The 13024-nt window shown below is 63.0% G+C and carries 11 protein-coding genes; 4 read left to right on the top strand and 7 right to left on the bottom strand.

Annotation, left to right across the window (positions count from 1 at the left end; all coding sequences use genetic code 11):
* The 4 genes from phnE to phnN all read left to right on the top strand — a co-directional run bounded on the left by phnE (position 1) and on the right by phnN (position 3991).
* Positions 1-1371, top strand: coding sequence for a phosphonate ABC transporter, permease protein PhnE (gene phnE / locus JN280_RS01160; protein WP_202309719.1), 1371 nt, complete (start codon positions 1-3; stop codon positions 1369-1371).
* 142 nt (positions 1372-1513) lie between these two features.
* On the top strand, positions 1514-2221 hold the full coding sequence (locus tag JN280_RS01155) for a DUF1045 domain-containing protein (RefSeq protein ID WP_202309718.1): 708 nt from the start codon (positions 1514-1516) through the stop codon (positions 2219-2221).
* 1 nt (position 2222) lies between these two features.
* Positions 2223-3362, top strand: a complete 1140-nt coding sequence (locus JN280_RS01150; protein ID WP_202309717.1) for an alpha-D-ribose 1-methylphosphonate 5-triphosphate diphosphatase — start codon at positions 2223-2225, stop codon at positions 3360-3362.
* A 59-nt stretch (positions 3363-3421) separates the two neighbouring features.
* Positions 3422-3991: a phosphonate metabolism protein/1,5-bisphosphokinase (PRPP-forming) PhnN gene (gene phnN, locus JN280_RS01145; RefSeq protein WP_446720707.1), complete on the top strand. Its 570-nt coding sequence runs from the start codon at positions 3422-3424 to the stop codon at positions 3989-3991.
* Positions 3992-4999: 1008 nt separating this feature from the next.
* Here phnN and JN280_RS01140 read toward each other — a convergent pair.
* The 7 genes from JN280_RS01140 to JN280_RS01110 all read right to left on the bottom strand — a co-directional run bounded on the left by JN280_RS01140 (position 5000) and on the right by JN280_RS01110 (position 13024).
* On the bottom strand, positions 5000-6652 hold the full coding sequence (locus tag JN280_RS01140) for a M4 family metallopeptidase (protein WP_202309715.1): 1653 nt from the start codon (positions 6650-6652) through the stop codon (positions 5000-5002).
* Between the two features lie 104 nt (positions 6653-6756).
* Positions 6757-7839: a hypothetical protein gene (locus JN280_RS01135; RefSeq protein WP_202309714.1), complete on the bottom strand. Its 1083-nt coding sequence runs from the start codon at positions 7837-7839 to the stop codon at positions 6757-6759.
* A gap of 200 nt (positions 7840-8039) precedes the next feature.
* A complete protein-coding gene (locus JN280_RS01130) occupies positions 8040-8702 on the bottom strand; it encodes a hypothetical protein (protein ID WP_244742771.1) in 663 nt (220 codons plus the stop codon).
* 60 nt (positions 8703-8762) lie between these two features.
* Positions 8763-10079 carry a WD40/YVTN/BNR-like repeat-containing protein gene (locus JN280_RS01125; protein ID WP_202309713.1) on the bottom strand — a complete coding sequence of 439 codons (1317 nt, stop codon included), beginning with the start codon at positions 10077-10079 and terminating at the stop codon, positions 8763-8765.
* Positions 10076-10876 carry a cytochrome P460 family protein gene (locus JN280_RS01120; RefSeq protein ID WP_202309712.1) on the bottom strand — a complete coding sequence of 267 codons (801 nt, stop codon included), beginning with the start codon at positions 10874-10876 and terminating at the stop codon, positions 10076-10078. Before JN280_RS01120 ends, JN280_RS01125 begins: the two co-directional genes overlap by 4 nt.
* Positions 10877-11280: 404 nt before the next feature.
* A complete protein-coding gene (locus JN280_RS01115) occupies positions 11281-12186 on the bottom strand; it encodes an aminotransferase class IV (RefSeq protein WP_202331312.1) in 906 nt (301 codons plus the stop codon).
* A 28-nt stretch (positions 12187-12214) separates the two neighbouring features.
* On the bottom strand, positions 12215-13024 hold the full coding sequence (locus JN280_RS01110) for an ABC transporter permease (protein ID WP_202309711.1): 810 nt from the start codon (positions 13022-13024) through the stop codon (positions 12215-12217).

Below are 13024 nucleotides of genomic sequence, written 5' to 3'. Positions count from 1 at the left end.
ATGACCGCGCTGACCCGGAACGAGATCGCCGCGATCGCCGCCCGCCATCCCGAAGCCTTCGCCGGCTCCGGCCGCAAACGCCTGATATCCTGGGCCGTCGGGATAGGCATCGTCGGCTACCTGATCTTCGCCTGGTGGCTGTTCTCGATCGGCAGCGTCTTGACCTCGGGCAACTGGAGCATCGCCGGCAGCTATCTCGCCGACTGGGTGAGCTACGAGACCCGGCCCAATATCGACTTCAAGGACGGCGGCGCGACAGTCTCCTATCCGCGCTTCTCCGCCTACAATCCCGAACGTCATCCCGACTGGATCGTGCTCGACCCGAAGCCGACCGGCGAGGCCAAGCAGATCTTCTCGCATATCGCCATGTCGATGGGCCGCAGTGCCACGATCGACGTCACGCCCGGCCGCGTGACGGTCACCCGGGCCGGCGAGACGCTCGACGTCACCATCATCCCACGCGAGCGCGTGGATGCGGCCGGACCGCTGCCGGCCTGGGCCGTGCAGAAGGCCCCCGGCGACAAGATCATTGTCGATTTCGGCTTTTCCGGCCGGGCAGACATCGAGGACGACGAGATCAAGGTGCGGCGGCGCTTCTGGGGCTGGGAGAATTTCTTCTTCGATGCCAACTCCCCGTTCTGGGGAAAGTCCTTCGGCGAGGTCGCCGGGCTGGTATTCTCCTCGGAGCGCATCCGCCCCGATATGTCGAACGCCGCCCTGGCCTTCGACAACATCCTCAACAATGCCGAATGGCAGCATGGCGACGTCTGGCTGAAGCTGATGCAGACGATCGTCATGGCTTTCGCGGGCACCGTGCTGGCGACGATGCTCGCCTTCCCGCTGGCATTCATGGCTGCGCGCAACATCACGCCCAACCGGATCGTCAACCAGGTCGCCAAGCGCTTCTTCGATTTCCTGCGCTCCGTCGACATGCTGATCTGGGCACTGTTCTTCACGCGGGCCTTCGGTCCCGGTCCGCTCGCCGGCATCTCGGCGATCTTCTTCACCGACACCGGCACCTTCGGAAAACTCTATTCCGAGGCGCTGGAGAACATCGACGACAAGCAGCGCGAGGGCATACGCTCCGTCGGCGCCAACCCGGCGCTCGTGCAGCGCTACGGCGTGCTGCCCCAGGTGCTGCCGGTCTTCCTCAGCCAGTCGCTCTATTTCTGGGAGTCGAACACGCGCTCGGCGACCATCATCGGCGCGGTCGGCGCTGGCGGCATCGGCCTCAAGCTGTGGGAGGCCATGCGCACCAACACCGACTGGGAGAACGTCGCCTATATGGTGCTGCTGATCCTGATCGTGGTCTTCATCTTCGACAACATCTCCAACGCGTTGAGAAAGCGTTTGATGTCGGGCAGCGCTTGAAGAGGGATTGAGAGGCGCCGGCCCCTCACCTGAGCCCTTCCGTGACTTGCCGGCTAAGTTTTGCTAGCGCTGGGAAATCACGCATAGCTTCGTGAATCTGTCATGCAAATCGCCTATGGCATCGGGCTTGCGAGGAATAACCATGCGTTACGCGATCTATTTCACGCCAGCGCCCGATGATCCGCTGACCCGGACCGCGGCGAAGTGGCTGGGCAGGGACCCCTTTACCGGCGACGTCACCCCGGCGCCCGCGCTCGGTCGTATCTCGGCGGCCGAAATCGCCTTCCATACGGCGGCCGCGCGCCGTTACGGCTTCCATGCGACCCTGAAGGCGCCGTTCCGCCTGGCCGAAGGCGAGACCGAAGCCTCTCTCGGCAAGGCGGTCGACGCCTTTGCCGAGGGCATGGCGCCGGTCGTGCTGCCGCGCCTCGTGATTGCCCAACTCGACAGTTTCTTCGCGCTCATGCCGGAGGGCAAGCCGGCGGCGCTGCACAAGCTCGCCGACGACGTCGTGGTCGCCTTCGACCGCTTCCGCGCGCCGCTCACCGAGGCCGAGATCGAGCGGCGCAACCCGGATGCGCTGCGCCCCGCCGAATTCCGCAATCTCTGCCAGTGGGGCTATCCTTACGTCTTCGAGGCGTTCCGCTTCCACATGACGCTGACCGGCAGGGTCGGCGCCGAAGAGGCTCCGCGCATCCGTGGCGCGATCGAGGAGTTTTTTGGTACCATGCTCGAGGGCCCCGTCGCAGTGGACGGGCTCGCCGTTTTTGTCGAACCCGAGGCCGGAGCGCCGTTCAAGGTTCAATCCTACCATCCGCTGGGACGACAGCGGGAAAGAAAGTCCGCCTGACATGACTGCCGAAACCGTTCTCTCCAATGCCCGCCTCGTTCTCGCCGACGAGGTGGTGACAGGGTCGCTGCTGATCCGCGACGGGCTCATCGCCGACATCGCCTCCGGCTCCTCCCGCAGCGGCGAGGATATGCAAGGCGACTTCGTCATTCCGGGCCTTGTCGAATTGCACACCGACCACCTCGAAGGCCACTACGCTCCGCGGCCGAAGGTGCGCTGGAACCCGATCGCCGCGGTCCTCGCCCATGACGCTCAGGTCGCCACCGCCGGTATCACCACGGTCTTCGACGCGCTGCGTGTCGGTCTCGACGAGGATGCCGACATGACCGCCGTCGAGATGCGCAAGCTGGCCGACGCCATAGAGGACAGCGTGCGCCAGGACCGGGTCCGTGCCGACCATTTCATTCATCTGCGCTGCGAGGTGTCAGCTCCGGACTGCCTCGACGGCTTCGGCTATTTCGACGGCGACGACCGCGTACGGCTCGCTTCGCTGATGGACCATGCGCCGGGCCAGCGCCAGTTCGCGCAGCTTTCGGCCTATGCGACTTACTACCAGGGCAAGCTCAAGATGTCCGACGAGGCGTTCCGCGTCTTCTGCGAGCGCCGGATCGCCGAATCCGAGGCCAATTCGCCGGCCAATCGAGCGGCGATTGCCGCCGCCTGCCAGGCGCGCGGCATCGTGCTCGCCAGCCATGACGACGCCACCGTCGCCCATGTCGAGGAAGCTGTCAGCCAGGGCATCCGCGTCGCCGAATTCCCGACCACCGCCGAGGCCGCCCGCGCTTCCAGGGAAGCCGGGCTCGGCGTGCTCATGGGCGCCCCCAATGTCATGCGCGGCGGCTCGCATTCCGGCAACGTCTCGGCGCGCGCACTGGCCGAAGGCGGCCTGCTCGACATCCTATCCTCCGACTACATTCCGTTCAGCCTTATCCAGTCGGCCTTCTTCCTCGGCGAGGTCGTCGACCAGGTCTCCCTGCCTCAGGCGGTGGCGATGGTGTCGCGCAATCCGGCCGAGGCCGTCGGTCTCACCGATCGCGGCGTCATCGAACCCGGCCGCCGGGCCGATCTGGTGCGCGTGCGCGTCGACGATCATGTGCCGGTCGTGCGCACCGTCTGGCGCGAAGGAAGGCGCGTCGCATGATGGTCTCGGCCCTGATCGAGCGCGAACTCGACAGCGTCGCGTTCCCGGTCCGCAACGGCGTGTTCGTCGCCGTGGTGGGCCCGAGCGGCGCCGGCAAGGACACGATCCTCGATTTCGCGCGCCGCCACTTCGCCGACGAATCTGCCGTCGAATTCGTGCGCCGGGTGATTACCCGGCCGAGCGATACGGCCGCCGAGGACCATGACACGCTGGCCGACGCCGCCTTCGACGAGGCCGAGGCGCATGGCGCCTTCGCGCTCTCCTGGCAGGCGCATGGGCTGAAATACGGCCTGCCCGCCAGCGTCGACACGGCGATATCGGACGGCCGCGTGGCTGTGGCGAACCTGTCGCGCGGCGCGCTTCCCGCGCTCAAGGAACGCTATCTCAATGTCTTTGTCGTCGAGATCACCGCGCGGCCCGAGATCCTGGCCGAGCGGCTCGCCGCGCGCGGCCGAGAGTCGCGCGGCGAGGTCCTGGCGCGGCTCGCCCGCCAGGCACAGTTCGACGCGTCGGCGATCGGCGCCATAACGATCGACAACAGCGGCGACAGGAAAGAGGCAGGCGAACGCTTTGTCGCGGTGTTGCGCAAGGCGATCGCGCTTTCCGACGTGGCCGGCGCCGTGGAGTAAGTTGCCGTTTTTCGAGTGGCGAGAGGACGGGCTCGGAATGGCGGCGGTCCTGTAAACAACTGGAAGTTTACAGGACGGGCCTGTTCTTTCGGCGTGGTGCCGGAGGTGGGCGTGCCGGAGGTGCTTTTGGCCAAACATACCCTTCACAAGGTGGCCGCTGGAAGCGCGGTCGGATGAGACACACCGCCAGTCACCGGGCCTGGATGAAAGCGTGGATCTGATCGCGGCAAACGGGTTTCGGCGCTTTATTGGTAGCAGGCGGGGAAGAAGCCGAGGTATCGGGCTTGGCTGCTTCGACCGTCGCGAACTGCCCCTCATCCGGCTGCCGCCACCTTCTCCCCGCATTGCGGGGAGAAGACCGATGTCGCCACCGGCTTCGCCAATCGTCAGCGTCGCAGATTGAGCGCCGTCATCGCGGCAGGCGCTCTTCTCCCCGTCCTTCACGGGGAGAAGGTGGCGGCAGCCGGATGAGGGGCCTTTCGCGGCGTCGCCGAATCCCTTAACCGACTGCAATCAAAAGGCTTTCAACTCTATTTTCATGGCAGGGGTACTGCCAAGCGAAAACCGGTGAGAGCGTCTGGCCCTTCCGAAATCCCGGCGACGAATCGGAGGGCGCGGTCCGTCACGTTGAAATCGAGCGTCAAGAATCCATCGCGGCGGAGCCGGTGTCAACGGAATTGGCAGGGGGGTCATCAAGGTTTGATCGGCCAAGGCACATCATGCCGGTGGGGAGCCGAACTCGATGGTGGGTGCCTGTCCTGCTTCCGCTTCTCGGGAGTGTCACCGATCGAATGGACTTTGGGAGCTACGAGGAGAGCCTGGGTGAAGATTGGCCTGCGGGAAGCAGCCCGGTCCGGATGGGCTGCCTCCCGAAAGATCACATCTCGTTCGCCGGGCGGGCGTCGGGCCTAGGGCATCTTCCGCGTCGCTCCGAATCGCGGAAATGCCCTGGCTCTTTTTTGCGCAATTCCGGACGCAAGACCGCGGCGCAGTTTTGCTGGAATTGCTCTATGCAACTGCATCGACTATTCCCACCGCTGCGAAACCCGCGTCGACCGCGGCGATCTTGGCATCCTTGTTTGCATCGTTCGAAAAAAGGCTTCGTGCGGACTGGAGGGCTCCGCGGCGGCTATCGAGGAATCCGGAGGTTCGGCTGAGCTGGCTCGTCAGTGTCATGTAGAACACGCGCGCTACTTCCACCGCGTTGAACAGAAACTGACCATCCTGCTTGGTGACGATGATGTTGTGCGCGGCCTTGTTGTGAATGCCGCTGTTGATGTGGACGCCTCCGTGGTCCTCGTCTTCGGACAACTCCCTGTAATCGTTCATATGGGCCGGCTGATTCCGGCGCGTGGGATCGCTCATGTCCCGCAACGGGATCCCCGTGGCATTCAAATCCTCGCCAATCTCCCAGTTCCATTGGCCGATATCCGGCTCGGAACGGTTCGCCACGATGATTCCGAAAATGTCCGAATAGGATTCGTTGAGCGCGCCGGACTCGAAGACATATTCCAGACGCGCGGTGTGGTCGGTCAAGCCATGCAGCAATTCGTGCGCAACAACCTCGAGTGATGCCGCATAGGATCGAAGTTCACCATCGACCAGGCGCTGGCCATAGATCATCTGATTTGGCAGGCGCGCGGCATTGCGCCATTCTCGGCCGAACGTCTCCCCAAACCATGTGCAGTTTACCGAGGAGACGATCTTTCCGCCCATGCCGTCCAAGCCATTCCGCATGAGCACCGTCTTGAGGAAATCGACGACCTCGGTCGAATTCGCATGCGCACTCACCGCTCCTGAGTCCCAGGGCGATGGAGGATTGCCGACATATTTCCCGGGCAAACTGCCGAATTGAAGCCGCGCGTCCCGGAACTCGAAATTGTGAGTATGTATGTTGCGAAGCGCGTCGAACAGACGGCTCTCATTCGTGCTGCTGTCGGTGGCCACAAAAAACGTCCGGGGCCTGCCGAGGCTATCGGCCGCCTGAGCCTCCACGCTCGTCTCGGCCATGGTCTGAGTCCGGGGCAACTCGGCAACCTTTTCCCCGGTGTGAGCATCGACGACGAAGTCGGAAAACTCGGGAACGCCCGTCGGCGCAGCAGGCTGAGCCGACCTGCTCGGCTTGCGCCGTTGCACATCCTCGACGATATAGACCAGCCTCCAGCGGCTGTGCTCGGCGTCGAAATAGAAGTTGAGCCGCGCCGGTTGGCCAGGCACACCGCGTTCGTAGCCGGCCCACTTGGCCACCACCTGCAGGGCCTTTGCCGGGCTCAGTTTGGCGACAGGATCGACATTGGCCGGTTCACCGACCGACGTATTGATCGAAACGAACTGATTCTGGCCGCTGAGTTCGACGGTCACCAGAGACCCGTAAACCGGTACCTTGTAGTAGTACTGCCGGAATTTGACCACTGAATTGCCGGTGAAGGGGATCTTGTCGATTCCCACGCTCTTGAACTCGGCGTGAGAGCCTCCAACATCGCTGGGAGCCACTGCCGCGCCCTCCGATGTGCCCACGAATGATCTCAGGATCTGAAGAGCCGCTCGTTCCGGATCGAGTTCGGCAGCCGACTCGGCGGTCTCTGCTCCAATCGATTCCAGCACCGTTCCTGCACCAAGTTCATCGCGGTGAACCGCGCTGGATTTCATGCCTTTTGCCATGGTTGCCTCCTGTGGAACGGAACGGCGCAGGCACCGTTGCCGTCACCATTCATGTTGACTCGAAGACCATTCTGGTCCGCCAGGTCGACTTCTCCCGTTTGCACTCATGGCTGCCTGGGCCGGGCCCTGAAGAACGACCAGACGAAGTCCAGTTGAGTGAAGGAACGATTGCCGGTCGCGGCGTCGCCAAACGCTGCAGGATCGGGCGGACCGACGAAACCTTCTCCATTCGGCTTGAAGAACTCCAACCGGTCGCCGTCGCCGTTGACGGAGGCTCGCGCATGGCAGGAAATGCATGACGATGTCATCTGGAAACCCTGCTCCGGCTGGGAGTTCGCGAGCAGTGTGATGTTGCCCCGGCTGTCGATGAAATCCGTCTGCGCGCCGCGCAGCCTGTAGTTCTCCCATTTGGTACCCTGAAGGCCGATATTTTCGGGGATGCCTTCGCAGTCGTAGGGCGATGCCGGGCATGCGAATTTGTCGACGGACGGCAGTTTCCAGCCTTCGTTTCCTGGCCGCCCTCCGGCGTCTTCCGGCAATTTGTTGTCGATGTGTTCGAAAGTTGCCCAAAGCCAGTTGGGCAGGTCCTTTGTCGTGATGTGAAGGGCCGTGAGCCCGAAGATCGTCACCGTCCCGTCAGGCTCCGTATGAGTTGCCCAGTGATATCTGGGCTTGTCCGTTTCACTGATCTTTCGCCACTGCGCCTTGATCTCCTTGGCCATCGCGGGAAAGACGATGTCTACGGCGCCGCTTTCGAACAGGTCCTTTTGCCCGTCGAGATTGTAGAGTTCGTTCTCGCGGATGAATTCGTAGGTCTCCTTGTTGAGCCGCGTTTCGTTGATGGAAAACAACGCCGAGTCCACGTCGAAAGTCGGGATCGCGGCGTTGGAACCACCCATTGTCCGAATCCGTTCGAGTTGCTGGAGCGGCAACGCATCCTCGGGCGAGAGCGGGAGCTCAACCATGCTCACCGCCGGCGGCGCCAACCACTCTCCGGGGTCCGTGCCGTTGGGCGGAAAGGCGGTGTCGGATGCCCGGTTGTTCGCATTTCGCCATGTCTCCCACACGACCGGACCATCCGCGCCAAAGGCGGCGTTCTGATTGGGTGCTTTGGCTGGAATGTCGGCCGGCCAGTTCAGCGCGAGGAAAAGTCGCCACGAATAGCAGTGCGGCTCGATAAGTGCCATTGCGGTGTCTTGCGGCTCCTCCCATTTCGATGCGCCGCTTGCGAACCAGCTTGCGCAGGATTGCGCGGCCATGCTCTGCAAGGGAAACAAGGAAAAGCAAGCAAGGGCCAGCGCGAGAGTTGTGGCTCCAGGCAACGCAGGATGCTTCCGCATTTCTTTCTCCTTCCTCATCGGGTCCAGCAACGCCCGTCAATGTGCGGTCATGCGGCCATCCCGCCTTTGATCCAGGCCTCGAACCTTGCGACATCTTCGGCAGGCCACAGTCCATCGCAGGGCATGTTGGTTCGCAGGCGGTCCAGGATCTTGTCCGCCTTGGCGCGCACGTCCTCCAGCTTGTGAAGATTGAAGCCAGCGATCGCTTGCATGACGTTGACGTCCATCGGGCGAAACAGCGGCTTGATGTCTGCTTCGAACGAAATGACGTCCGCGTCCGGTATCGGACAGACATAGATGGCCTTCGATCGCGACATGGGTTCGGCACTGGCGGCCATGGCTTCCGAGCGACCCAATATGTCGACTTCCTTGCGGTTCGAAACCGCATGGACCCGGATGCCCCTCAAAGGCATCTTGCTTCCCCAGTAATCCTTTATGCCGACATCAGGCAATTCGAGCTCGGTCGAGACAGGCGTGAGGACCGGCAGCTGCGCATTTCCCGGATCGGGCCTCAGGGCGACGAAATCAAATTCCTGGACGCCGTCGGCGGGAGCCGTCAGATAGGTGTAGGCGACAAGCTGCGCTTCTCGCCACCCCGTCGAGTTGACCCGCCCCCGAGCGGTGATCAGCAGCCATGGCTTTTTCGTCGTCGTGATGCGTACGCCCAGTTCGTCAACGGCATAGACTTTCGCCACGCTAGCGGTTGCCATCTCGTTCCTCCCGGACAGCGGCCGCGGATCTTGCGACCGGAGCCGCGGCCTTCAATCCATTCATTTGCGGCGTTCTCTGTAGATCAGTTGACTCGTGGATTCGTCGTCACATGTGAACCGGACAATGAAGCCGCCGGGCGGCTGCCTGGCGCCCGTCCGGTCGCTGAAATCCCACAACAGATTGCGAGGCCCTGCTTGCGGATTTCGCTCGTCGGCAAGCATTGCCACCTCGCGGCCGAAACGTTCCCAGACCCTGACCTGGAACAGCTTGCAGCCAACCGGCACGACCGTCTCGAGCACCACCTCGTTTTCGCCGATCGTCTCACGCCGGGAAGTCGCGGCAATCGCGGCGATGGACGGTGCGACCGGTTCGTCGGAGTATTTGTAGACGGTATCGCCGGAAGCATAGGCGATGGCAGGCGGGCTGCCGATGAACCTGAATCGGTTCAGGCGGAACCCGACATCGTTGGCCGCCTGCCAGTTCTTTCCGCCGTCCTCGGTGACGCTGGTGAAGCCGCCGACAAACATCCGGTCTCCCCATCCGCCGATCCAGCCGTGCTGCTCGTCGAGAAATCCGATGCCTTCGAGGTTGGAATTGCGCTGACTGTCATTGACCCGCAGACGGGACCAGGTCAGGCCGCCATCGTCGCTTCTCAGGATCGCGCCGTCGAGGAAGTTCTCGCATGAAACGAACAGCACGCGGTCATTGAGCTTCTGGAATTTCCATCCCCACTCGCCGCGCGGAAATTCGCCGGCTGCGGCATTCGACTGGACCAGGTTCGTCCAGGTCTCGCCGCCGTCGTCGGTGTGGAACACTCCTGGTACGATGTCGGCCCTTACAGGCGCCCGGTCGGGGTGACGGACGTTGTCGACACCGCCGACGACCCAGCCGCGCTGCGGCGATTCGAAGAAGATATCGACCAGCAGGGCCGCTCCGGGCACGTCAAGGACCTGCCAGGTCTGGCCGGCATCGCGCGAACGCAAGATCGCGGCATCCTCGTTCGGATAGTTGGTGCCCGACGCAAAGACGGTCTGTTCGTCAACGGCGCAAACGCCGCAGATACGACCCGGCGCGCCGGACGGCAGCGACGTGACGGCGCTCCAGTCAAGACCACCGTTCCTGGTGGCGTACAAGCGGTTCGGGCCGGACAGTGCGCCGACCCAGCCGATATCCCTGCCCGCGAATGAAACACAGCGAAGATAGCTTTCGGCAAGGTGCGCCTGTCGCGTCCAGGCGTCGCCGCCATCGGCCGTGCGCAGTATGAGGCCGTCGGAGTTGACCGCCCAACCATTCAGGGCGTCGGCAAACCAGATGTCGTCGGTACGAGACCCGGCGGCAGGAAGGTTTACCGGCCTCCACATTCGGGTGGCGGTCATGGCCGACCCCTTTCCCGCAGCACAGGATAAAACTGCACCCAGACGTTGTCGCGACTGGCGTGGCTGCGATGGCAAGCAAAGCACGCGGAATCGGGCTGTGCTTCAGCGCTGGCCAAAGGGTCGCTTTCCGCATCCCCCGGGAAAATGTAGTAGGCCCAGTTTTCCTTCGAACCCTCCCGGGTGGGGCGCTGTGGATCCTTTACGGCCAGTTCGACCAGCAGGCGTTCCCCCGGAAACGTACCCTCCTTGAGCGCCCCGTTCGCGTCCCTCGTCTCGCCCCGGAAAACTTCCATGGCCAGCACCGTGGGGTCAGGGAAGGTCCCGGTTTCGAGAAAGGCCGCATAGGCCGCAGGATCAATGTAGACAGTGTGAAACGCCATCGTCTCCGCTCGCGCGGCCTCACGTGAGGTCATCGCCTGGATCTCAGGCCTGTAGACGAGGCCGAGATTGGCTCCGACAAAAACCCAGCTGCGATAGCCTTTCGGGAGAAGGATGTTTCCGGCGGCATCGTAGGCGGGGCCGGTACTTTGGGCCGTGCCCTCGGTCGCCAAAAGAAAACCCAGAAGAACAGATAAGGTGGTAGATTTCAAAGATAGAAAGCGGCTGAATATTGCCGAAAGCAAGCGATAGCTGCTTCGGTAGCAAAACAGACGGTTCGCGAATAATTCATCTCTTCGCGTATTCGCAAAATTGTATAGAAAACACATTTCAAGCGACTTTCGCGCAGCCGATGAAAATGCAGAACGAAACTCTACGGCATGCGAAGATATAAGTAAAGGATAAAGTAGTATGGTCACCGTTCGGAATCGTGAATTGCTGACCTGTTGGAAAAATTCACGATTCTCTTGATCGAGGCAGGATTAGCCGACATCGGATGCGAATGGCGACTACAGCGTGTCGCGTGAAAACGGAATCGCACAACACGCTGTAGGTCTTTGATTTGACGCATGTCTTTGTCCCGAAACCGGTACCCCCTTTCGGGAGACATGCTTCAGGAACGCAGCCTGTCCTGGTTCCATGCGTGGCGCTCGGAAAGGCCGTATGGCTGGCGGCACGTCCTTCCTGAGGGCGGCGATTTCCTCCTGGTCGCCCGCCAATCGTCACTGACGGTCCGATCGAGGGCATTGCGCGGCAGGCGTCCGCCGTTGCCGGCATGGACGGGGAATTCCCACAGCTGCATATCGCCCGGAGGATGACCTTGTCATCCGTAGTCGATTTCGGTGAACAGGCCGGCAGCGTGCTGGCGGTCCCAGTAGAGATCGTGGATACGGCGGGTGAGCGGCCCGGGCTTGCCGTTGCCATGGATGCGGCCGTCGAGAACGGTCACCGGCATGATGCCGCCGGCGGTGCTCGTGATGAAGATCTCGTCGGCTGCCCGCAACTCGTCGGCGGGCACGTCGCGAACCTCGCATCCTATGCCGACTTCCCTGGCCATCTCGATGACCGTGCGGCGGGTCATGCCTTCGAACACGCCGCGATCGGGTGTCGCAAGCCTGCCGTCACGGACGGCGAAGACGTTGAAGCCCGCGCCCTCCGTGACGTTTCCGGCACGGTCGGTCAGCACCGCCACGACGGCGTCGTTCTCATAGGCCTCGAAGATGCCCATGGTCAGGTCGAGCCAGTGGAAGTTCTTGATGCGCGGGTCGACCGCCTCCGGCTGGATGCGCTGCACGGAGCTGACGATCATGCTGAGCCCCTCGCGGCGCTGCTCCTCATTGGCGATCCAGACGAAGGGCTGGGCGAAGGCATAAAAGCGGTTCCGGCACAGGCGCGGGTCCCGCGTGCCCCTGGGCGGCACGCCGCGCGTGCAGGTCATCTGGACATAGGCGTCGCGCAGCCCGCTGCGGCGCACGCATTCGGTGAGGATGCCGGCGATGTCGGCTTTCGAATGGGGGAGGCTCATATGCAGCCCCTGCATCGAGGCGTGGAAGCGCTCGATATGGTTGTCGAGGCGGAAGAACCGTCCCTGCCACACATGCACCACGTCATAGGTGGCATCGGATCGGACGAAGCCGCGGTCGATCAGCGGCACGCTGGCCAGGGCAAGCGGAACATAGGCGCCGTCGACGAAGGCTATGCCATCGGCCGGATCATGGTCTTGCGTCATCTGCATCCTCCTGATGATCTGTCGCTGCTCAGTGCGGCTTCAGCGCCCGCTGGCGCCGCCAGCGCAGGAAACCGACGAGGCCGGCGACGCACAGCGTGCCGACGATCATCAGGAAGGCGGCCGCCGCGACCGCCGGGCTGATGTTCTCGCGGATGCTGGCAAACATCTGGCGCGCCAGGGTGCGCTGGTTGGGGCCGGCGACGAACAGCGTCAGCACCACCTCGTCGAGCGATGTCGCGAAGGAAAACACCGCGCCGGTGAGCATTCCGGGCATGATGATGGGAAGGGTGACGCGCCCGAACACGCTGAGCGGCGGCGCGCCGAGGCTGCTCGCCGCGCGCTCCAGCCAGGGATCCATGGCGTTGAGCGAGCCGGACACGCTGACGATGACGAAAGGGATGCAAAGCACGGCATGGGCGACGATGACGCCGAGATAGGAGTTGGCGAGGCCCATCCGGCCATAGAGCATCTGCATGCCGACCCCCAGCACCACAGCGGGCACCACCATCGGCATCAGGAAGGTGGTGCGGACGGCGTTGGCGAAGGGCAGCTGGCTCATGCGCAGGCCGAGTGCGGCCAGCGTGCCGAGCACGGTTGCCACCATGGTGGCGCCGGAGCCGATGATCAGGCTGTTGACGATGGAACGCCGCCAGACATCGTTGTCGCGCAGTTCGCCGAACCAGCGCGAGGAGAAGCTCTCGATCGGGTAGTTGAGGAACACGCTCGAATTGAAAGCAAGCGGCAGGATCGCCACGATCGGCGCCAGCAGGAAGAAGACCACGGCGAGGCCGAAGACGATCTGGAGGGCCCGCAACGCCGGGTTGGTCCTGCCGCCCAT

The organism is Mesorhizobium sp. L-8-10, assembly GCF_016756635.1.
Lineage (GTDB): Bacteria > Pseudomonadota > Alphaproteobacteria > Rhizobiales > Rhizobiaceae.
This window is presented reverse-complemented; position numbering and strand designations above follow the sequence as displayed.

Bases quoted from the DNA above. Each gene is read 5' to 3' on its own strand.
- phnE (WP_202309719.1), top strand. From the start codon at position 1: ATGACCGCGCTGACCCGGAACGAGATCGCCGCGATCGCCGCCCGCCAT.
- JN280_RS01155 (WP_202309718.1), top strand. From the start codon at position 1,514: ATGCGTTACGCGATCTATTTCACGCCAGCGCCCGATGATCCGCTGACC.
- JN280_RS01150 (WP_202309717.1), top strand. From the start codon at position 2,223: ATGACTGCCGAAACCGTTCTCTCCAATGCCCGCCTCGTTCTCGCCGAC.
- JN280_RS01140 (WP_202309715.1), bottom strand. From the start codon at position 6,652: ATGGCAAAAGGCATGAAATCCAGCGCGGTTCACCGCGATGAACTTGGT.
- JN280_RS01135 (WP_202309714.1), bottom strand. From the start codon at position 7,839: ATGGCACTTATCGAGCCGCACTGCTATTCGTGGCGACTTTTCCTCGCG.
- JN280_RS01130 (WP_244742771.1), bottom strand. From the start codon at position 8,702: ATGGCAACCGCTAGCGTGGCGAAAGTCTATGCCGTTGACGAACTGGGC.
- JN280_RS01125 (WP_202309713.1), bottom strand. From the start codon at position 10,079: ATGACCGCCACCCGAATGTGGAGGCCGGTAAACCTTCCTGCCGCCGGG.
- JN280_RS01115 (WP_202331312.1), bottom strand. From the start codon at position 12,186: ATGACGCAAGACCATGATCCGGCCGATGGCATAGCCTTCGTCGACGGC.
- JN280_RS01110 (WP_202309711.1), bottom strand. From the start codon at position 13,024: ATGGGCGGCAGGACCAACCCGGCGTTGCGGGCCCTCCAGATCGTCTTC.